The following is a 19,740-nucleotide window of genomic DNA, read 5'->3' as shown; positions in this document are numbered from 1 at the left end:
GGAAATGATGTCAGGATTGCTGTTTGAAAGCGATGAACAACGGTTCATGCGGTGTTATGAACATGCGCGTGGCTATCACCGCCGCGCCCTGTTGTTGGCACCACAATCATCGTCTGTCAGTCTGGTGTTTAACGTGGCATCGCTGGCGGTGGAGTGCTACCTGATTGCCCTGTGTGCGCTGCATAACATCATGCCGATGAATCACAACTACCGTAGCCTGCTGACCAGTGCCTCGGAGAAAGTGAAGTTTACCTTGGCGTTAAGCGAGGATATTGCCGCGCTGGATGCACTTTTCGGCATTTGCTCCATTGATGATTACTACCATGGCACGCCGGACGAGCAGGATAAAGCGCGGATTCTTTCCGTGTGTGAGGCATTGGATGCGCTGATTGTGGCGGAACAAAAACGCTCACCGGCGCTTGACCACTTGCGGGAGAACAGAGGATGAATACGCCTGTTAACCCGGCGCTGGCCGATTTCCCCCATCACGACATGCGGCGAGATGAACGTGAGATCACCGATCCCACCGTACTGGATGCCATTTTGCGCGAAGAGCGCGTGATGTACATTGCGCTGGCTAATAATGATGTGCCCTTTCTGGTGCCGGTTTTCTATGTCTGGGATGGCACCGCTCTCTACTTTCACTCCGCGCGCAGTGGCAGCAAGATTGAATGGCTTAAACGTAACAATACCCTGTGTTTTGCCATTTCTCATTATGGTGGCGTGGTAGAGGATGCGCTGGCCTGTAACTTTGAGGCGCGGCATCGAACGGTGATTGGGTTGGGGAAAGCACAGTTCATCAACGATAATCAGGAGAAAATCCCCATTTTGCAGCGATTGATGGCGGGGTTTACCGATCGCCACTACGCGTTCCCTGACGCCAATCTGCAAGCCACGCTGGTGATACGCATCAACATCGACGCCATGAGGGGGAAACAGCATGGCTTTTGATAAGGGCCGGTTCCCCCCGCTTTATATCGCCGCGTATCTCGACCCTCAGGGAATGATAACGGCGCTCGGGCAGCCCGGCGTGGCGACACTGTTTGTCCCGTTACGTTCTGGCTGGCAATGCTGCCGTGAAGTCCCTTGCCCATCAACCGCATCAATGTCATTGGCGGCTTTGCGTCAGCAAACCGTGACGATGCTGGAGGCGTTACCCGAGTGTCGTCACATTGTCGCGCGGGAGATTCAGGGCGTGTTGCTGGCCTGGCTTGATGGCAGAGGGATTACCATGTGGCGAGGCAGCGGCAAACCGGCTCCGCTTCTCGATGGTATCGCGGAGCGTATCCACGCCTCCTCGCCCGTGACGCCACTCCACCCTGAGACCTATTTTCAGCCGGGCAAACAGAGCGGGGATTTTCACTTCAATCTGATAGAGGCACTGGCAAACAGCCATGAGGGGCACACCTCACGGCGGTTATTACAACCCTTCCTGCAACAAAAGCAATTTCGACGTCTGGATGTGATTTGCGATCATTTACCGAAGTGGTTTGCCACGCTTGATGCGCGTGAATTCAGCATTGTGAGTGAGCCGCGTGCAGATGGAACATTTTGTGTCGTGGTGATGCCACGGCATGTCTGAAAACGTTCGTTGACGTCCCAAATAGAACAGGAATGTTCTTAACAGAACATATTGCCGGTGCGTTGGGGGGGAGGTGGTTTTTATCTCATTAATTATCAATTAATTATAAAAAAGTTGATTTTGCCTGCATTGGCGCTGATTTTGCAGGTTTTTACCGGGACTGTGCATAAGAGCCTGCGACTAGGATACCAATGCTTCTGACCTGATGTGATTCACTCTGCTACGTAAGAATGGGGATTTGTCGGGAGAGATAAAATGCGCCTGGAAAGAAAACGTGGTGTGACGGATATGCTGTCACCCTTGGAGACACCGCTGTCTTTCAGTTGTAAATTGGGTGAATGCCGCTCAGAACTGATGCCGCTGCTGTCTGAAGTCAGCAAAGTGGTGAGCACCGAGGGCGATCTTTCCAAAACCCTCAAACTGGTCCTGCAATTGATGCAAAAACACATGCAGGTGATCCGCGCGATGATCACGCTGTACGACACCAGCAGCGATCGCATTTATATCCATGAAAGTTACGGACTCTCACCGCAAGAAGTGGAGAAGGGGGTCTACCTGCCGGGGGAAGGGATCACCGGACAGGTGATCGAAACGCGCCAACCGGTGATTGTGCCGCATGTGGCCGACGATCCTTTATTTCTCAATAAAACCGGCAGTCTCGACAAAACCCGCGACGGGGCGTTTTCCTTTATTTGTGTGCCGATCATTCGCAGTTCCAAAGTGATGGGAACCATCGGCATCGAACGGGTCTATCACAATCATCAACTGCGCTACCTGGATTTGGAAGTGTTGAAAGTGATTGCGGCAATTATCGCGCAGGCCGTTGAATTGCACTTGCTTGAACAAGCGCATCAGAAAGTGCTGCTCGCGGCATCCTTGCAGCACCACACCACAGATACACTGCGCCCTGCCAATATTATTGGCAATTCGCGGGCCATGCAGTCGGTTTATCGGCTGATTCGCAAGGTTAGCCCGGCGCGTACTACGGTACTGATTTTGGGGGAGAGTGGCGTTGGCAAAGAGCGGGTATCCGCGGCGATTCACCACAGCAGCCTGTGTGCAACTGGCCCTTTTATCACCTTCAACTGTGCATCCTTGCCGGAAAGCGTGCTGGAAAGTGAGCTGTTTGGGCATGAAAAAGGTGCCTTTACCGGTGCGATATCGCGCCGTGCTGGGCGTTTTGAAGAAGCGAATGGCGGAACCCTTTTTCTTGATGAGGTAGGAGAGTTGTCGTTATCGGCACAGGCCAAGCTGTTACGTGTGATTCAGGAACGCAGTTTTGAGCGGGTGGGCAGCAATGACACGCTTCATGTCAATGTGCGTATTCTGGCCGCCACACATCGCGATTTGAGTGAAATGGTGAGTAAGGGGTTGTTTCGTGAAGACCTTTACTACCGTCTTAACGTGTTTCCCATCACCATTCCGCCATTGCGTGAACGGGGCAATGATATTCTGATTCTGGCTGATTACTTCAATGCCCGTTTTGCCCGAGATCAGGGCGTGGAAGTCCCGACCATCGCCACGCCTGCACTGAATATGTTGCTCAATTACGATTGGCCGGGAAACGTAAGGGAGTTGGAAAATGTAATGGAGCGGGCGGTATTATTATCCGACGACGGTGTTATTCATAGCTACCACCTTCCGTTGTCGCTACAGCCGATTTTGGAACACCTTGTGGTGGAAGAGGGGTTGGAGGCTCGGGTCTCCCAGATTGAGTACAATGCCATAGTTGAAGCGCTCTCAATGTTTCAGGGAAATATCTCCCGAGCGGCGGAACATCTTAATATCACGCGTCGTGCATTAGGACTGCGGCTGAATAAGTATCGCCTCAACTATAAGCATTATCGTAACAGGGCATGAGTACCGCGGTAGTGGCACTCACGCCCTGCTAGGTTCTGCTGTTCCACCGCGGCACGGTACTGATTGCATCCCGTATTAAGGCAGCATTGCTGATACATTCAATATATTGTTTTTATTCTATATTTTCTATTGATGTCTTCTTTTTCTTCCAGGCTATATCGCTCAAAACGTTATCAAAATCTGATATGCCTTTCGCATTCATTTTTTGTTTTCCACTGACATCAGCATTGAAGTATTTTTCTTTTACATTACTAATATCTATAGGAAAAAATGACTCTGATGCCGAGTCCCATAGAATATTTTGAGAATGAAGATCTTGATGTATGATGCCGAGGCTGCTCAACCTCTCGATCATATCCACAAATTTCACATCGGCATCATGTGGTAATGTACCTCGCGGTACAGAAAGCAGTGTTTGACCAGGAATTTTATACATTCTGACGCAGGAGTTTCCTTTGTCATTGACAAAGTGCATGGCAGCTTCTTCACCATAATATCGTTGAAACATCTCGGTTTCATGTTTGGATATTTTCTCTGCCACAAGATGACTCGGTGATTTATATACTTTTATAAGATATCTACTGTCATCCGCATCAACAAAAACCTCGCCAAACACACCTTCGCCCATCTTATCTCCTAAATTAAAGCCAGCTTTATTGTCGGGTAAATCTAACTTCGCCTTCTCCGAAAGCCGGGACGATGAAGAAACATACTCCAATGGTGTATCTTTCTTGAACATTCTTGACCACAAAGGCGGCTTTCCCGTGTTCTTAATCTCCAATGCAAATGAATAATCACTGAAGAGTCCACTTTTAGTGAGGTTGTACTGAGAAAGCAATTTTTGTGCAGACGCTTCGGTGTAACCATCAACGTCCTTGAGTAAATCGAGTGCTGTTTTTCTTTCTTTACCACTTAGCCCAACTTTTAATATATTATCTAACCTCTCGTTAATATTTTCCTTGTAAAACTTATTTTTCTTAAACCGAAGTGTCATCTTCGGGATTTCCACTGCATTAAGCAGCAAAAAACGGTTACTATCCACCTTTTTTACATGAATAAATTGGTTGTTGATATTCAGATAGCTATTATTATATTTGTCCCATCGTAACCCATTTTTATCCGGAGAAGAGAGATGCGTCACATCAATATTATGGGTGAACATCTCTGACGTAATCTGCTTTTCAAGCGAGCTTGATACATGAACAGATGTTGGGCGCTCGAATACCCAGCGACCGCCGTCCCATGAAACTAAATAGTGTTCTTTCTCAGGGTGATTAATATTATGAACCTCATAATGAACGCCTCGACCGGGAGAAACAACTTCTCTCACTGGCACAATTTCTCCATTCATTTCAATATACCGTCCCCAGGTATAATGTGAGGTGTCGTCAATTTTCTCTGCGCGATAAATTTTCCCCGAACCATAATACTGCGCGTTATTATTGGTATAGGGAATGTAGTTGAAGTCTCTGTCTGGTTCAATGCGGATCGTGTTAATGATATTTTCCTGTTCGCGGGTAAATACCGGATGCCGGTTATGCGTACGCATGTGCCAGGTTTTCGATAACGGTTCAAAATATACCGGAATATACTCGTGAGAGCCTGACGCTTTTCGCAGCACGACCTCAAACTTACCCTCTCCATTTTTTTTCAGGTCGTAGTATTCGCCGTACAGCGATATCTGCTTTTTCCCTTCCCTCACTTCAACATTAAGATGGGTGGCATCGAAGGTGTCCGCATATCGCCACGTGAGTGCGTCCTCATCGACAATCACCTTTCTCTGTAATAACTCAGGCTTTGTGGCATAAGGATGGTATGTCATAAATTCATTGGGTTTATCCGTCGGTTTCAGAAAAATCGTTTGGCCTTCGGTATGGATAGCGCTATTACCCGGTTGAAGCTCAAGTAAAATTTCTTTCTTTATCCCATTTTTCGGATCCCGAACATAATATGCCGCTCTGTTCTGGCTCGGCGTAATATGCCGCAATTCAGTCGGTTTCATTTTACGGGCAACACCACGGGATTTGAACGCGATACTATCAACATCGAGAGATGTCGCGATCTCAGCAATACTTAGTCGGAAAAAGCGCTCAGCACAAATTTTATCGCCTTGATTTTTATAGTACTCACGGCGTTTTGCATTCGCAATGAGGTTACCAACTAATGGTTTTATTCCCAGCGTCAGCAGATCCGCCACAATATTTAATCCATCGGCTGCACCCCGTGCTTCGGGCGTCGGACCGCCTTCTGTATCATCATAAATCATCCGAAAGGGGTTCTCTGCTCTCTGGGCTTGAAATAAAAGCAGTTTTCCTTCATTCTCGCCTTTAGTATTCAGTATTTCTTCTTCAACGGCGCAGTGTTCTTTTATATGGTCTGCGGTTCGAGGATCGAACTCAGGCATCAATGCTCGCTTCATTCGCGCTGTGCTATCAACCTGTGGGGTAATAAAGAGAGGACCGATTTTTGCCCACTGTTTCAATGACAGCTCAACATCCTGACCTTCTTCGGCGGTTAATGGTCCATCAGACACCAGATAGTGCTTAATGGCCGCAATCAGCGCATTCTTTTTTCGATCATCAGAGAGAATGTGGCTATTTTTAATAGAAAAATTAGGTTTAGCAAGCGATGCGTCATTACTCATAATGGAAAGTGGATTCTCTTTATAAGCAAAAGGGGGGATGTCAGAACGGTGTAAAACATTAAACAACAGCATGAGTTGAAGGGGTGTTGCCATGTCACCTATTCGGCCGAAAAACGGCGTTGACAATGGGTTCAATATTCGCGATGAATTTTCAATGTGGCTAATTTCGTAAATAAAATAATGAACATTTACAGAGGGGTTTGAATTAATTGATTCTAAAGCTTTCTCATGCTTATTCTGGCACGCGTTATCGTAATAACCTGCGGTGGATAGATGATGCTGTATAGCTGCAATAGACATTCTTTGACTCCATTCGAAAAGAATGGACTATAGGCGTCGTATTTATATCATCGTTATTAAAAAATAATCTCAATTAAGAATTAACGTAATTTTCGGCCTTCTTTTGAACCTGTGTTTATTATTCAAACACGTTATAGATATGAACAATTCTATTCTCTTCATTCATTAAAAAGCCAGCGCGCTCGCGCAGGCTTCTTCTTGGTTAGCGTAGATTAATCGTTAATTTGCGCGTGCATTTCCTGCTCCGAGATTACCTTCTCGGTCGGGTCTGCATTGCGCGCCACATAACATACTGTCTGCGTTTTCAGTCAACAATAAACAGTTTTGCCCCTTTGGGGGAGGTAGAGCGATGTGCTTCTGCCTGATCTGCAACTTGATAGCTAACACCGGGCGTTAAGGTAAAGGTTCTGCCGTCATCCAGTTCGCTGAACAGCTCACCCTCGAGGCAAAGAAGAATGTGTCCTTTTTTGCACCAGTGATCCGCGATGTATCCCGCGGAGTACTCCACCATTCTTACGCGAATATCGCCGAAATGTTGTGTGCGCCATAATGCATGGCCGACGTCTCCGCTGTGCGTTGTCGGTTCAATCAGTGACCAATCGGTGATACCAAACGGAATATTTGCCATGTGCATCTGGAGGTTACCTTATTATGATTTGCGTGCAGGACCCTCATTGTTAGCAGATATCGTTACCCCACTTCAAGTGAAGTCATCATTACCTTTTATTTTCGCCTGCGCATCACTGCGTGGGGGGATGCGCAGGCGCGTCTCGTTGATCGTCATCCGGGGCGGCGACCACCCGGTTTCTCCCTTGGTTTTTGGCCGCGTAAAGTGCGGTATCCGCATGGTGAATCAGTCCGCTGGCAATCATATGCAGTGGCCGGTCTTCCGGGCAGGTCTGATCGCTGTTCAGGGTTGCAACGCCGATGCTGATAGTGAGATAGCCCGTTGCGCTGGCGCTGTGGGGTAATCGCAGTGCATGAATATTTTCTCTCAGACGCTCGGCAACCGTTACCGCTCCTGCTTTGTCGGTATGCGGCAAAATCACCAGAAACTCTTCGCCGCCGTAGCGGCTAACGTTATCGTCGCTGCGCAGCCGGGAAGAAAGCAGCGTTTTTGCTACCGTGCGCAGGCAGTCATCCCCGGCCTGATGGCCAAACGTATCATTGTAGTGTTTAAAAAAGTCGATATCGGCGAGGCACACCGAGAGTGGGATGCGTTTCTGTAGGGTGTGAGTTATTTCTTCAATCAGGCATTCGTCCATCTTGCGGCGGTTAAACAGCCCGGTAAGGTGGTCATGTTGCGCATATTGTTGCAGTACTTTATTGGCGTCGGCGAGCTTTTGCTCTGCCTGACTGCGCCGGGTGATATCGACCCAGGTGACGGAAAGTCCCACTACGTTCTCACTGGCATCCCGCACCGGCACGGGCTGGGTGTAATAGCAGCGATCGAGCCAGGTGACCTCACTGCTGGGGATATCCCACCCTTTGTCGGCCAGTGTGAAATCGGTTTCAAACTGGGACCAACAATCAGGCATCACGGTGGATACCTGGAGCTCCGAGGCAGGTTCATCGGTATGATTTAATAAACGCATCATGGCCTTGTTGGACATCACAAGGCGACCTGCGCGATCGATCATGCAGAGGGCAACGGGCGTGGTGTCATAGATGGTTTCCAACTGCAAAACCCGTTCACCGAGCGTTGATATATTGCGATCAACGCCGCGATAACCGCGCAACTCACCGTCGGGACCAAACAGCGGAATGCCGCTGGTTTCCAGCACCACAATACGGCCATCAGCCCGCCGATTGCGATTCACCAACCCAGAGAAAGATCTTTTGGCCGCAACAATTTCACCGAAGGTTTGCCCAACCCGTTCTGCTTCGCCGGGAGGCATAAAATCAAACGGTGTTTTGCCTATCACTTCTTGCGGTGTAAATCCCAGCAGTTCGGTGACCACCTCAGAAACCCAGGTATAACGGCCCTGAGCGTTGACTTCCCATACCCAATCAGAGTTGTGATGGAGCAATTCAAAAAGATGGTTTACATCGACCTCATCGAAGCCCAATGGTTTTTCTTCATCATTTTTCATTATTATCTGTACGTCCAAAATGTATGCAGGCAATTGGCGCAATAGAATAAGAATACACGTTACGGAGAGGAGAAAGTATCTGGTATTGATGAAATGGATTTAGAAATATTACAGAGGCAGCCTTGCCTCAAGGTCCTATGGACTGCTTTGAGGGGAAGTGGGTTCGCTCATGAGTAATATTGATCATGACCCCCTTGCTGCGGTACGTTAAACATCGTGCGACGCTCCTCGCCATGGGAGCAGGACACCTCATTCTTAGCAGGGCAGGAGCAGTATGGACAGTCTTTTTGTATACGGTACGCTGATGCCAGGGTGTGAAAATGCGCATCTGTTGGAATCGATAGGTGGCTCCTGGGTGCAGGGCTCCGTATCTGGTTCACTGCTTGACGCAGGGTGGGGGGCCGGCATGGGGTATCCGGGGATTGTTCTCGATAACACCGGAAACCGCGTTGAGGGGTATCTGTTTTACTCAGCGCGTCTGACCGAACATTGGGATGCGCTGGATGAATTTGAAGGTGAGGAGTATGCCAGAGTGGCGGTAGACGTCACCACCACAGACGGAGATATTGTCACTTCTTTCATCTACACGGTCGTACCTGAAGCACGCTAGTGCGGCGGGATTATTGCTGTCTTTCCACATGTGACGGTGGGTTTGCTATAAAAAAAGCGTTTTTTACCTAGCTCGGGGCCCCTGTCACGCGTCTTAGTCCTGTCAATGTTGATTCGGATTAAGTTCATTTAACTTTAATTATCTTTATGAAATAAAATATAAAAAAAGCTATTACCTCTTATAATTTGATGGCGGTGCCGGAAGCAAGAAGGCCAACCATTATTATCTCATCAGGAATGACATTGGCGAGACTTTATACTGCATCGAACGTTTGGATGCAAAAGAGCTAATCAATGGAAGATATGGGGCAATACCGTCAGCTTAATGTTGGCGAGGAATATCAGTTCTCTCAGTACGCTTTATTACTGGCACAGAACAGCGGGCAAGAATGTTACCTTCGCTTTCGCGACAAAGCAAATACGGTGGAATGCATAATTCCTGCTAACCAGCGCCGTTTGCTTGCCATCGCACCGGCTTCAGTGACCGTTGAGCACGGTGAATTACATTGTTTATTTCTTGATTTTACGTTGCTGGCAAAGCTGCAAGTGTTTATCGATAAATCAATGAATAAAGAAAGTACTCACTGTCCAAGAACGCTGATGGCCAGCATGCCAACGACACTCGGCAATGAACCTGAGCAAAAGGAGATGGAATATTGGCTTTTGCATCAGACGTTGTTGGGAGCTGAAGATATGGCGTGTTTTTCCAATGTATTGAGACAATCTGAATGGTATGCCCTGGTTGAGTTTCTTTTTGATTCATATCGAAGTAATTCGACCCAACGTTTGCAGACGCTCTGTGCGCGTTATGGACTCTCAGTTTCTCATTTTCGACGTTTATCGCGGCGCGCATTGGGCAATACGGCAAAATCTGAGCTACGTGATTGGCGTTTGGGGCAGGCACTGTTTGAATTGATTAATGGCGATAATAATTTAACGACTATCGCAATGAATCATGGATATGCATCACTTTCTCATTTCTCCAATGAGGTGAAAGAGGTGATTGGTGTTTCGCCAAGGAATTTGAAGAAATTATTGCAAGCGAGTTAACGTAATATGAGTACAGATTTTTCGACAAAAATACGGGCATCAATAGCCATATTACTGTTTGCCTTAATGCCAATACAGGCATTCGCAGAAACAGTAAATGAAAATAATCAATCCTCTCGCCAGGGAAGCGGATATATGGCTCGGCAAGAGAGTGTGAATGGCATTTTTGATGCTATCTCTGCTGCTATGAGAAAACCCGTCATTTTAAGTAAGCTGGCTGCACGCAAGAAGGTCACCGGTGAGTTTGATCTGAGCCTTCCGAAGGATGTACTGGTATCGGTATCCGAACAGCTTGGGTTGATTTGGTACAGTGATGGCCAGGCCATCTATGTCTATGACGCAACGGAAATGCGTAATGCAGTTATCGTATTGCGTAATACGTCATTCAGCACGGTTGAAAGCTTTTTGAAGAATTCAGGTCTGCACGATCCTCGTTTTCCTCTGCGTTCGGATAATCGTAATGACACGTTTTATGTGTCTGGACCGCCAATCTATGTCGATCTGATCACCAGTACGGCGAAATATCTCGATCAAAAAAACGATACCTTCGACGGGCGAGAGAGCATCGCCGTGATTCAGCTACACAACACCTTTGTCGAGGACCGTTCCTTTAAATACCGCGATGAGAAAATCGTCATTCCAGGCATTTCGACGGTAATAAATAAAATTATCAGCAGCGGGCCGACAGCGGGAAGGAGCATGCAGGTGGTGCCGCGTAAACCGGTTAAAAGCGAGCTGGATACCTCCGATCTGCCACAGGATTTGCTTGACAGCTATGCCCATGAAGATGCGATGGCTGCGGTGAATATTGCACATACTGCCAGTGAAGTGAGTGTTATTGCTGAACCGGGAACCAATAGCATTCTGGTGCGAGGAAGCCCTCAGCAGGTTGAATATATTCGTAGTCTGGCGAAAACCCTGGATGTTGCCAAGCGACATATTGAACTTTCCGTTTGGATTGTGGATTTACAAAAAGAAGCATTCGACAACCTTGGCGTTCAGTGGAGCGGAAATCTGAATGTCGGAGGCAATCTGGGTATTTCGCTTAACGGTGGCACGAGCACCATTGATGGCGCCAGCTTTATGGTTACGGCATTGGCGTTGAGTGAGAAGAAAAAGGCCAACATTGTTTCCCGCCCCATGTTGCTAACCCAGGAAAATATTCCGGCCATTTTTGACAACAGCCGAACCTTCTATGCCAGCCTGGTGGGTGAACGCACCGCCCAGTTAGAAAACGTTACTTACGGTACCTTGGTCAGCGTGCTTCCTCGTTTTACCGCGAACGGCGAAATAGAAATGATGCTGAACGTTGAAGACGGTAGCCAGTTTGATACAACCAAAACCAACGATTCCACATTGCCTGAAGTTGGCAGAACCAATATCAGCACCATCGCCCGCGTGCCGAAAGGAAAGAGCTTGCTGATTGGTGGGTATACCCATGATGAAAGAAACACGGTGGAAGGAAAGATTCCGTTGTTAGGTGACATTCCCCTGCTTGGTAAACTGTTCCAATATTCTCGTGACCGAGAATCAAGCATGGTTCGGGTATTCCTGATTCAGCCAAGAGAGATTGATGCGCCGTTATCACCGGATGCACATACGATGATTAACAATATACGCAAAGATCTGGGTAACGATCAATTGCAAAACTGGATGACCAATTATTTGGACAGCCAAAAATGGCGATAAGCGTAGGTCCCGGCAGTTCTACTCTCCAGCTTCAGATGGCTCGGCGAGAGAAACAGAATGCAGAAAAAAATATTTCTGCTGAACAGAATAATGTTTCTTCTGGCGATGAAATGCAGTATATGGAAGATCTTTCTCCCGCAGCCAGAGCGCAGAAGTTGTATAACGCTGCGGATGATATGTCTGCGGTTGCGGGACGTTTTCGCCAGCGCAGGGAATATGAAAAGAAATCAAGCGCAATGGAAGAAAGCAGCTTTGATCGTGTGTTGGATGATGATGCTCAGCCGAAGGTGAGCAAGCTGATTCAAGCCCTGAATGGGAAAGAAGGGGCGGCTATTATGCGTTTTTTACAACAGGCGCGCGCATTATTTCCAGATGAGAGCGATCTGGTGATGGTTCTACGCGAGCTGTTGTATCGACGCAATCTGGATGAAATACGCCGGAAACGCCTTAAAGCGCTGCTGTCTCAGGTTGAAAAAGAAGCGGATCCCAAGCGCTTAAAAGCCGGAATTAATGTTGCGTTAAAGGCTCGGTTATTAGGTTCGACGCTCAAGATGACGCCTACATTACTGCGTGAGAGCTATCGCAGCTTTTTAGCCAATGATGATACCGATCTAATGCAGTACCAAACGTGGATATCGACCTACGGCGTTGAAAATCGCGGGATACTGACTACGTTTATGGAAGATGCGCTGTTGGCAGATATTGACGCGGCCGATCCCAGTTGTAGTCATTCGGAGTTTTTCTTTCTTCAGGAAAGAATAAAGCAAATTAAGCGTATCCGATCGAGTGATATTTTGTTTGTGCAAGGGTTACTCAAAAATCCTCTCATTCGCGATATTGATGAGAAAGAAGCGACCTGGCTGCTATTGCTCTTTGGCATGATCGAACACACTGATGATGTGGATATGTTGCTCTCGCAAACGGTAGGTCACCATTTACGTTTTGCTGAACATAAGAATCGAGCGATAGTTTTACAAATGATCTACTACTATTGCAAAAAATTACCTCATGAAGTTTTTTTTTCAGAGGAAGAAAGAATAAAATTATTGATGTGTTTTGAAGACAGACTCAATGCTGCGTTATACCACGAACGAATTGAACAGCGGAAAACCGCACAGTGATTTCTTTACATAAGTTGAATAAAATAGGTTGATGGGATGATTGACTTTTTAAATCGGGTAAGGAACCATCCGGAACTCTTTATTCTTATATTGATTGTTGTGATCATTTCTATGTTGGTTATTCCTCTGCCAACCTATTTGGTCGATTTCTTTATTGGGTTGAACATTGTTTTATCCATCCTGGTTTTTTTAGCGTCATTTTATATTGATAAAATACTGAGCTTTTCAACATTCCCCGCGGTGTTGTTGATTACGACGCTGTTTCGATTAGCGCTATCCGTGAGTACTAGCCGTCTGATATTAAACGATGCTGATGCGGGGGACATCATTTCCACATTCGGTGAGTTTGTTATTGGGGGAAGCCTGGTTGTTGGTTTTGTGATTTTTTCGATAGTCACCATCGTGCAGTTTATGGTGATAACCAAAGGTGCCGAACGCGTCGCCGAAGTGGCAGCACGTTTCTCTCTGGATGGCATGCCAGGCAAGCAAATGAGCATTGATGCAGATTTGCGCGCGGGTTCCATCGATGCGGAAGATGCCATGTCACGACGCAGTGTGGTCGAGCGCGAAAGCCAGCTCTATGGCTCTTTTGATGGCGCGATGAAGTTTATCAAGGGCGATGCGATTGCTGGAATTATCATCATCTTCATCAACTTCATTGGTGGCATCAGTGTCGGTGTGTCAATTAATGGCATGGACATGTCAACCGCGCTTTCTACCTATACGATGTTGACGATCGGTGACGGCCTGGTTGCCCAAATCCCAGCACTATTGATCGCCATCGGTTCGGGTTTCATTGTGACGCGTGTTAATGGCGATGGCGACAACATGGGGCGCACCATTGTTGATCAGTTGTTCACCAACTCATCGGTACTGGTGATTGCGGCGATTATTGCCTTGGGCATCGGCAGCCTGCCGGGATTCCCTTTTTCTGTCTTTATGATTTTGGCATTGCTGCTCGCCGGACTTTATGGCTATCAACGTTGGAAAAATAACAAGGCACAGGTCGATCTTGAGGGGACAACGTCACACCAACCTTATGAAGGGGATGTGTTAGCCGAAGGGGAAAGCTCACTGGGTATCATTAATAATCTGAATAATGTTTCAGCAGAAACGGTGCCCTTGATTCTTGTCGTTAACAAAAGTGATGAACAAATACTGGGAAAGGCGAATATTACAGAACGCTTTCGCAGTCAATTCTTCATTGATTATGGGATAAACCTGCCGGAAATAACGGTGAGAGCGTCCGAGCACATAGAGCCTGAAACTGTGTCTGTGTTAATCAATGAAATCAGCGCAGAGCGTTTTCAAATAAAATTCAATCAGTACCGCGTTGTGAACGGTTCTGACGAGCTGCTACAGCTTGGAATACCGGTGTCTACCATTGAGAACATGCAATGGATTGCCGAAGAACAGCGGGAATCTGTTGCGGCATTAGGGTATCAACTGCGTAGTGGCATTGATGAAATGTATTACACCTTGGCGGCCGTGTTGATTCGTCATGTTAACGAGTATTTCGGTGTTCAGGAAACAAAGCATATTCTCGATAAAATGGAAGAGAAATACCCTGACTTGATGAAAGAAGTGATGCGTCATGCCACTATTCAGCGCATTTCTGAAGTATTACAGCGCCTTTTGAGTGAACGTATTTCAGTGCGTAATATGCGGTTAATTATGGAAGCCCTTGCCCAATGGGCGCCGCGTGAGAAAGAGGTTATTTCGCTGGTCGAGCATGTTCGCGGTGCTCTCTCACGTTATATTTGCCATAAATTCTCTGTGGGAAATTCGCTTCGCGTGATTATGTTATCCGCGGAATTTGAAGACCAGATTCGCCAGAGTATTAGAAATACCTCAACGGGTGTGTTCCTTCATCTTGAACCTGCTGTAGCGGATGAGCTGATTGATCGGTTTGCACTGGCCATGGAGAGTGTCGCGATGTCTTGTAAAGATTTAGTCGTGCTCTCCTCGGTGGATATACGCCGTTTCTTAAAGCGTTTTCTCGAGTCACGCTTTAAAGATCTTGAAGTTATGTCGTTCGGTGAAATAACCGATACGGTGTCAATCAATGTGGTGAAAACCATTTAATTAAGGAAGATCTGAAATGTATATTGATATTGTAAAGTTGGTTCGTGATGCGCTACTGCACAGTGGGGTGGATGAATCCATTCTGAGTGATTTTGATGGTCATTCAACCATTGTGCTCGATTTTGAAAATTATCCCAGTTTGTTAATCAGCAATGTGGATGGGCAGATATGGATTTGGTCACAGCTCAGTGAAAACACACCTGGGTTATTGCAGCATAAAGCAGCCCAAATCCAGGAAAAAATTATGGAAGGGTGCCACTTTGCGATGACCGGGCAATTACAGATTGCCATTAACAATGATGCCATTGAATTAAAAGGGCTGGTACATCCTGACTATCTGACTGACGGTGCTCGCTTTGCGGATGCCATGGACGAATTCTTCCAATTGCAAGAAGCCTTTTTGGGAGTGATTCGCTAATGGCGAACCGACAGCTCTTACGTCAACAAGCACATCCTTTGCGCCTGTCTGGCTCCATCATTGAAGCGCGGCTGCCCGGTGTGACTGTCGGGGAAGTTTGCGAAGTTCGCCAAGGCTGGAATCAGCCAGATATTCTGGCTCGCGCTCAGGTATTGGGGTTTCATGGCGATACGACACTGCTGAGTTTGATAGGCAATGCGCAAGGTTTGTCGCGAGAGGCGGTAATTTGTCCTACAGGGACAGGGCTGTCGGTTGTACTGAGTCATGACCTGCTGGGTTGTGTACTGAACCCATTTGGTGAAGTTGTCGAGCGATTAGCAGGTGAGGAGCGAGGGTTTACCTGGCAGCGTCGTACCATTGATGCACCACCTCCGATTTATCAGGACCGGGTGGGCATTCAGCAGCCGTTTTGGACCGGGATCCGGGCCATTGACGGGCTGATTACCTGCGGCGTAGGTCAGCGCATGGGCATTTTTGCATCGGCGGGGTGTGGGAAAACGACCTTGATGCACATGCTTATTGAGCAATCACAAGCGGATGTTTTTGTGATTGCGCTTGTCGGTGAGCGTGGGCGTGAAGTGACGGAATTCATTGAAGCATTGCGCGAATCCGATCGTCAGAGCCAGTGTGTTTTGGTTTACGCGACTTCAGATTATTCATCGTTGAATCGTTGCAATGCTGCGCAGGTTGCAACCACGGTTGCTGAATATTTTCGCGACGCAGGCATGAATGTTGTGCTCTTCCTGGATTCGATTACGCGTTATGCCAGGGCCCTACGCGATGTGGCGCTGGCTACGGGAGAATCACCCGCACGGCGTGGTTATCCTGCCTCGGTCTTTGATGCCCTGCCCAAGCTATTGGAACGCCCGGGCGTCACCCAAACAGGAAGTATTACGGCCTATTACACCATTCTTTTGGAAAGCGATGACGAGCCCGATCCTATTGCAGAAGAAATTCGCTCAATTCTTGACGGACATATCTACCTGAGCCGTAAGTTGGCGGCCAAAAATCACTATCCAGCGATTGATGTTCTGAATAGTGTCAGTCGCGTCGCTAATCGGGTTTGTGACAGTGAACATCTTCATTACGCGGGCGAACTGCGTCGCATTTTGGCAAAAATTGATGAGCTGCAACTCTTTGTCGATCTAGGCGAATATCAACCGGGCGAAAATGAAGAGAATGACCGCGCCATGAATAAACGAGATCGCTTGTTTGCCTGGTTAAAACAGCGTGTCGATGAGCGTGCTGATTTCAATACGATAACCGATGAGATGAAACGTCATGCTTCGTGAGATGAAAACGTTGGTGGGGCATGTTGCCCTAAAAATTCAACGTAATGATGTTCTGCTCAATAGAAAAAAAAGTGAGCACAACACATTAATCACCCAGATAGACAGCTTCGAAAAAGAGATTTCGGCCATTGAGATGCTCAGCCGAAGTTTGTATCCCGGAGGCGAAACCAATAAAGCGAAAATCTTCGCGATACAGCGGCGACAGGGCGCACTCAAGAGGAAATTGGCGGACATTAAAGTCCAAAAATCTCAAAAAATGCTTGAACAGGAAAAATGTGAGCAAGAGCGCCTGGCGATATTCGAAAAAAGGAAACTGCTTGATAGAAAGATAAAGAAGTATGAATCGCTGCAACAGCAGGCGCGAAAAAATAAGCGTATCAGCGATGCCAAAATTGAAGATAACGAGATAGAGGAAAGAATATCATGGCGACGTTAAATGGAGTGAAAGCCATTTTTTCTGGCAGTAACCCCGGCAGGGAAGAAAATGCGACGCAAAGTTTAGAACACATTGTTTTAAATGCCATAAAGCAAAAAGCAAAGCAGGTGAAGAAAGGGCACGAGGACAATGCTTTCCCTCCTGTCGCGCTTTCTCACGCCTCGCTATCCGCAACACTGCCGGAACTGCATGCTAGTTTGGGCAAATGGCGGGAAAGCGGACGAGGAAAAATCAATCTGCCGGTGCAGTCAGAGACGCGCGCTGAGGTAAGCAAGACAGTAAACACGCGCGCGACAGAGGCCCCACTCGATAAAGGGGTACCCACGCGCAAAACAACCGTACACCATGATTTATCCGCCCTTTCTGCCAGCGTGGGGGAAAAGACAGGCGTAGCCAGTGGGGTGCACGGTCTGTCAGCTGCCGTTGCACTTCAGGAACGTCGTGATACGCCACTTTCCCACGCGATAGTCAGTCAGGTAACTGATACGGCGGTTTTTCCTTCTACGAGCATACCTTCAGAAGCGCCAGGCCACAGGACGGAAAGAGAGCAGACGCCCTCTGGTATTCCGCTAACCAGCGATGCACAACACCGTATGTTCACGGGTGATACCGCTGCACGTAGTGCTGATAACGCGTTCGCCGGGGCGAGCCGACAGCCACTTCCCTCTGAGGCGATACTGAGAAACATCGGCAACACCGCGCTAAATGAGGCTGCGTCAGAGAGTCAATTATTGTACCGCTTTTCGGATTGGGGATATGGTCATCAGGTCAATGTGCTGCTCGGCGGACATGCCAAAGCACCGCATGTATTGCAGGTTTCTGATCCGTTAGTGCACCAGCGATTAGCGGATTATGAGGGCCAGGGACAAAGCGACCCGGAATGGGTGTTTTCTGAGGACGATGAGCAGCCAAAGAAAGAGCACAACACCTTTGCCGATGAGGAAAATGCGTGATTGGCCAACACCTACGCAGCTATTCAAAGCGCGAACTGTCCGAGCGTCGCAGAGTGAAAACGTGGCAAGACCAAGGCTTTGACGTGTGTCAGCATCTGGTACCCGGCAATCACCTGCTGCATTTTATCGCTGATACGGGGTGGGAGGGCATTATCGATCTGGAGAGATGGTTTTGCCACCGAGTGCCTCAGAGTGCGGCATTGTCGAGCGCATCGTGGTCGCCCGCGCAGTTAGAGACGTTGTTCATTACTTGCATACAGCCTATTAATGGGTTGCCGCAAGACCTCGCATATCAACGTTTGGAAAGCAAAGGTCGGGTGGCGGCATCGTCTGTTCCAGCGCAGGCTTACGCCTGTATGGCATCGCAAGGGCGCGTATGGTTGCATACCTTTCCTCCCCACGCCCCGTTGGAAGAGGGGCGTCGCTATTTGAAGGCGGACTCTCTGCCTTTATCTATCCAGTTTCAAATTGGCTACAGCCATATCTCCATGGCGTTGCTGAAACGCATTCAGCGTGGCGATGTGATATTGGTTAATCATGAAGAATGCACAGTTGCCTCGTCAAACCATGTGTTGGGGCGATTTATCAAAATTGAAGAGGGATTTATGTTTGATGAAACGGACGTTACTGCAATGTCAGAAAATGAAAGCGAATTATCGTTGCCAGAACACATAAATGAGGTCGCTGTTGCCCCGGTACGATCGCGTGACGAGATTAAAATAAAGCTCGATGTGGTATTGCAACAAAGCACGCTCAGCGTTGCGGAATTAGAATCCTTTTATCACGGTCAGGTTATTCCATGTCATCCTGATGCAGAGCAGAATATATCCATTATGGCTAATGGTGTACCCGTTGCCAAAGGTGAGTTGGTGTGGATTGAGGATAGTTTGGGTATCGAAATAAAAGATATTTATCAAGAGGCTGGTGATGTCTCACGGCAATGATATTTCTCTGATTGCGATACTGGCATTTTCAACGCTGCTTCCTTTTTTGATTGCATGCGGGACTTGTTATATAAAGTTTTCCATTGTTTTTGTCATGGTTCGTAATGCATTGGGACTTCAGCAAGTCCCTTCCAATATGACATTGAATGGCGTAGCGTTGATCTTATCTTTTTTTGTCATGTTACCCGTGGTGAAAAGTGGCTATGAGCAATTTCAGCAAGCCAATGTCGATACGAGAGACAGTCAATCAGTTTTACATTTTATTGAGAATGGACTGGATAGTTATCGGGATTATCTTGAGAAGTATTCTGATGCTGAATTGGTTCAGTTTTTTGAGCGGGCCCACCTTCAACGCGGAGATAACCCCGATAGTGAAGTGCATGAAGAGGAACGTACTTCTATCCTGGCATTATTACCCGCTTATGCCTTAAGCGAGATAAAGAGTGCATTCAAGATAGGTTTTTATCTTTATCTGCCCTTCGTTGTTATCGATTTACTGGTCTCCAGTATTTTGCTGGCGCTCGGCATGATGATGATGAGTCCCGTAACCATTTCAGTACCCATTAAATTGGTACTCTTTGTTGTGTTAGATGGATGGACGCTATTATCCAAAGGATTGGTAACACAATACCTGGAACTGGCGTTATAGCCGTGGAGAATCATC

The 19,740-nt window shown here is 47.5% G+C and carries 18 protein-coding genes; 15 read left to right on the top strand and 3 right to left on the bottom strand.

The window, feature by feature from the left end; genetic code table 11:
* The first annotated feature begins 4 nt into the window (after nucleotides 1-4).
* From K6K13_RS16345 to K6K13_RS16330, 4 genes are all read left to right on the top strand, one after another.
* Nucleotides 5-448 (top strand): hypothetical protein, encoded by a 444-nt coding sequence (locus tag K6K13_RS16345; protein WP_252120325.1) that lies wholly within the window; start codon nucleotides 5-7, stop codon nucleotides 446-448.
* On the top strand, nucleotides 445-951 hold the full coding sequence (locus tag K6K13_RS16340) for a pyridoxamine 5'-phosphate oxidase family protein (protein ID WP_252120324.1): 507 nt from the start codon (nucleotides 445-447) through the stop codon (nucleotides 949-951). The genes K6K13_RS16345 and K6K13_RS16340 overlap by 4 nt, the downstream gene beginning before the upstream one ends.
* Nucleotides 941-1,582 (top strand): Fe-only nitrogenase accessory AnfO family protein, encoded by a 642-nt coding sequence (locus K6K13_RS16335; protein ID WP_222157933.1) that lies wholly within the window; start codon nucleotides 941-943, stop codon nucleotides 1,580-1,582. Before K6K13_RS16340 ends, K6K13_RS16335 begins: the two co-directional genes overlap by 11 nt.
* 255 nt (nucleotides 1,583-1,837) lie before the next feature.
* Nucleotides 1,838-3,442, top strand: coding sequence for a sigma-54 interaction domain-containing protein (locus tag K6K13_RS16330; protein WP_252120323.1), 1,605 nt, complete (start codon nucleotides 1,838-1,840; stop codon nucleotides 3,440-3,442).
* 112 nt (nucleotides 3,443-3,554) lie between these two features.
* Here K6K13_RS16330 and K6K13_RS16325 read toward each other — a convergent pair whose 3' ends face one another.
* The 3 genes from K6K13_RS16325 to K6K13_RS16315 form a co-directional block, all read right to left on the bottom strand.
* A complete protein-coding gene (locus tag K6K13_RS16325) occupies nucleotides 3,555-6,386 on the bottom strand; it encodes an OspG family effector kinase (protein ID WP_222157932.1) in 2,832 nt (943 codons plus the stop codon).
* A gap of 304 nt (nucleotides 6,387-6,690) precedes the next feature.
* On the bottom strand, nucleotides 6,691-7,020 hold the full coding sequence (locus K6K13_RS16320; RefSeq protein ID WP_222157931.1) for a DHCW motif cupin fold protein: 330 nt from the start codon (nucleotides 7,018-7,020) through the stop codon (nucleotides 6,691-6,693).
* Nucleotides 7,021-7,126: 106 nt separating this feature from the next.
* Nucleotides 7,127-8,479 (bottom strand): sensor domain-containing diguanylate cyclase, encoded by a 1,353-nt coding sequence (locus K6K13_RS16315; protein WP_222157930.1) that lies wholly within the window; start codon nucleotides 8,477-8,479, stop codon nucleotides 7,127-7,129.
* A gap of 274 nt (nucleotides 8,480-8,753) precedes the next feature.
* Here K6K13_RS16315 and K6K13_RS16310 point away from each other — a divergent pair, with 274 nt between their 5' ends.
* The 11 genes from K6K13_RS16310 (at nucleotide 8,754) to K6K13_RS16260 (ending at nucleotide 19,725) form a co-directional block, all read left to right on the top strand.
* Entirely contained in the window at nucleotides 8,754-9,089 is a 336-nt protein-coding gene (locus K6K13_RS16310) for a gamma-glutamylcyclotransferase family protein (RefSeq protein WP_222157929.1), read from the top strand.
* A gap of 293 nt (nucleotides 9,090-9,382) precedes the next feature.
* Nucleotides 9,383-10,138 (top strand): helix-turn-helix domain-containing protein, encoded by a 756-nt coding sequence (locus tag K6K13_RS16305; protein ID WP_222157928.1) that lies wholly within the window; start codon nucleotides 9,383-9,385, stop codon nucleotides 10,136-10,138.
* 135 nt (nucleotides 10,139-10,273) lie between these two features.
* Entirely contained in the window at nucleotides 10,274-11,827 is a 1,554-nt protein-coding gene (sctC, locus tag K6K13_RS16300; protein WP_252120322.1) for a type III secretion system outer membrane ring subunit SctC, read from the top strand.
* Nucleotides 11,818-12,948: a type III secretion system gatekeeper subunit SctW gene (gene sctW / locus K6K13_RS16295; RefSeq protein WP_222157927.1), complete on the top strand. Its 1,131-nt coding sequence runs from the start codon at nucleotides 11,818-11,820 to the stop codon at nucleotides 12,946-12,948. The genes sctC and sctW overlap by 10 nt, the downstream gene beginning before the upstream one ends.
* Before the next feature lie 36 nt (nucleotides 12,949-12,984).
* The gene (locus K6K13_RS16290; RefSeq protein ID WP_222157926.1) at nucleotides 12,985-15,033 is read left to right on the top strand and encodes an EscV/YscV/HrcV family type III secretion system export apparatus protein; all 2,049 of its coding nucleotides are present in this window, start codon (nucleotides 12,985-12,987) and stop codon (nucleotides 15,031-15,033) included.
* Between the two features lie 16 nt (nucleotides 15,034-15,049).
* Nucleotides 15,050-15,451, top strand: a complete 402-nt coding sequence (locus tag K6K13_RS16285; protein WP_222157925.1) for an InvB/SpaK family type III secretion system chaperone — start codon at nucleotides 15,050-15,052, stop codon at nucleotides 15,449-15,451.
* Nucleotides 15,451-16,743, top strand: coding sequence for a type III secretion system ATPase SctN (sctN, locus tag K6K13_RS16280; RefSeq protein WP_222157924.1), 1,293 nt, complete (start codon nucleotides 15,451-15,453; stop codon nucleotides 16,741-16,743). Before K6K13_RS16285 ends, sctN begins: the two co-directional genes overlap by 1 nt.
* Nucleotides 16,733-17,179 (top strand): SpaM family type III secretion system protein, encoded by a 447-nt coding sequence (locus K6K13_RS16275; protein ID WP_222157923.1) that lies wholly within the window; start codon nucleotides 16,733-16,735, stop codon nucleotides 17,177-17,179. Before sctN ends, K6K13_RS16275 begins: the two co-directional genes overlap by 11 nt.
* Nucleotides 17,167-18,132 (top strand): SpaN/EivJ family type III secretion system needle length determinant, encoded by a 966-nt coding sequence (locus K6K13_RS16270; protein ID WP_222157922.1) that lies wholly within the window; start codon nucleotides 17,167-17,169, stop codon nucleotides 18,130-18,132. Before K6K13_RS16275 ends, K6K13_RS16270 begins: the two co-directional genes overlap by 13 nt.
* The gene (locus tag K6K13_RS16265) at nucleotides 18,129-19,076 is read left to right on the top strand and encodes a FliM/FliN family flagellar motor switch protein (RefSeq protein ID WP_222157921.1); all 948 of its coding nucleotides are present in this window, start codon (nucleotides 18,129-18,131) and stop codon (nucleotides 19,074-19,076) included. The genes K6K13_RS16270 and K6K13_RS16265 overlap by 4 nt, the downstream gene beginning before the upstream one ends.
* A complete protein-coding gene (locus K6K13_RS16260; protein ID WP_222157920.1) occupies nucleotides 19,060-19,725 on the top strand; it encodes an EscR/YscR/HrcR family type III secretion system export apparatus protein in 666 nt (221 codons plus the stop codon). The genes K6K13_RS16265 and K6K13_RS16260 overlap by 17 nt, the downstream gene beginning before the upstream one ends.
* The last annotated feature ends 15 nt before the right edge of the window (nucleotides 19,726-19,740 follow it).

The organism is Symbiopectobacterium purcellii, assembly GCF_019797845.1.
Taxonomy (GTDB): Bacteria; Pseudomonadota; Gammaproteobacteria; order Enterobacterales; family Enterobacteriaceae; genus Symbiopectobacterium; species Symbiopectobacterium purcellii.
This window is presented reverse-complemented; position numbering and strand designations above follow the sequence as displayed.

Bases quoted from the DNA above. Each gene is read 5' to 3' on its own strand.
- K6K13_RS16345 (WP_252120325.1), top strand. From the start codon at position 5: ATGATGTCAGGATTGCTGTTTGAAAGCGATGAACAACGGTTCATGCGG.
- K6K13_RS16340 (WP_252120324.1), top strand. From the start codon at position 445: ATGAATACGCCTGTTAACCCGGCGCTGGCCGATTTCCCCCATCACGAC.
- K6K13_RS16335 (WP_222157933.1), top strand. From the start codon at position 941: ATGGCTTTTGATAAGGGCCGGTTCCCCCCGCTTTATATCGCCGCGTAT.
- K6K13_RS16330 (WP_252120323.1), top strand. From the start codon at position 1,838: ATGCGCCTGGAAAGAAAACGTGGTGTGACGGATATGCTGTCACCCTTG.
- K6K13_RS16325 (WP_222157932.1), bottom strand. From the start codon at position 6,386: ATGTCTATTGCAGCTATACAGCATCATCTATCCACCGCAGGTTATTAC.
- K6K13_RS16320 (WP_222157931.1), bottom strand. From the start codon at position 7,020: ATGCACATGGCAAATATTCCGTTTGGTATCACCGATTGGTCACTGATT.
- K6K13_RS16315 (WP_222157930.1), bottom strand. From the start codon at position 8,479: ATGAAAAATGATGAAGAAAAACCATTGGGCTTCGATGAGGTCGATGTA.
- K6K13_RS16310 (WP_222157929.1), top strand. From the start codon at position 8,754: ATGGACAGTCTTTTTGTATACGGTACGCTGATGCCAGGGTGTGAAAAT.
- K6K13_RS16305 (WP_222157928.1), top strand. From the start codon at position 9,383: ATGGAAGATATGGGGCAATACCGTCAGCTTAATGTTGGCGAGGAATAT.
- sctC (WP_252120322.1), top strand. From the start codon at position 10,274: ATGGCTCGGCAAGAGAGTGTGAATGGCATTTTTGATGCTATCTCTGCT.
- sctW (WP_222157927.1), top strand. From the start codon at position 11,818: ATGGCGATAAGCGTAGGTCCCGGCAGTTCTACTCTCCAGCTTCAGATG.
- K6K13_RS16290 (WP_222157926.1), top strand. From the start codon at position 12,985: ATGATTGACTTTTTAAATCGGGTAAGGAACCATCCGGAACTCTTTATT.
- K6K13_RS16285 (WP_222157925.1), top strand. From the start codon at position 15,050: ATGTATATTGATATTGTAAAGTTGGTTCGTGATGCGCTACTGCACAGT.
- sctN (WP_222157924.1), top strand. From the start codon at position 15,451: ATGGCGAACCGACAGCTCTTACGTCAACAAGCACATCCTTTGCGCCTG.
- K6K13_RS16275 (WP_222157923.1), top strand. From the start codon at position 16,733: ATGCTTCGTGAGATGAAAACGTTGGTGGGGCATGTTGCCCTAAAAATT.
- K6K13_RS16270 (WP_222157922.1), top strand. From the start codon at position 17,167: ATGGCGACGTTAAATGGAGTGAAAGCCATTTTTTCTGGCAGTAACCCC.
- K6K13_RS16260 (WP_222157920.1), top strand. From the start codon at position 19,060: ATGTCTCACGGCAATGATATTTCTCTGATTGCGATACTGGCATTTTCA.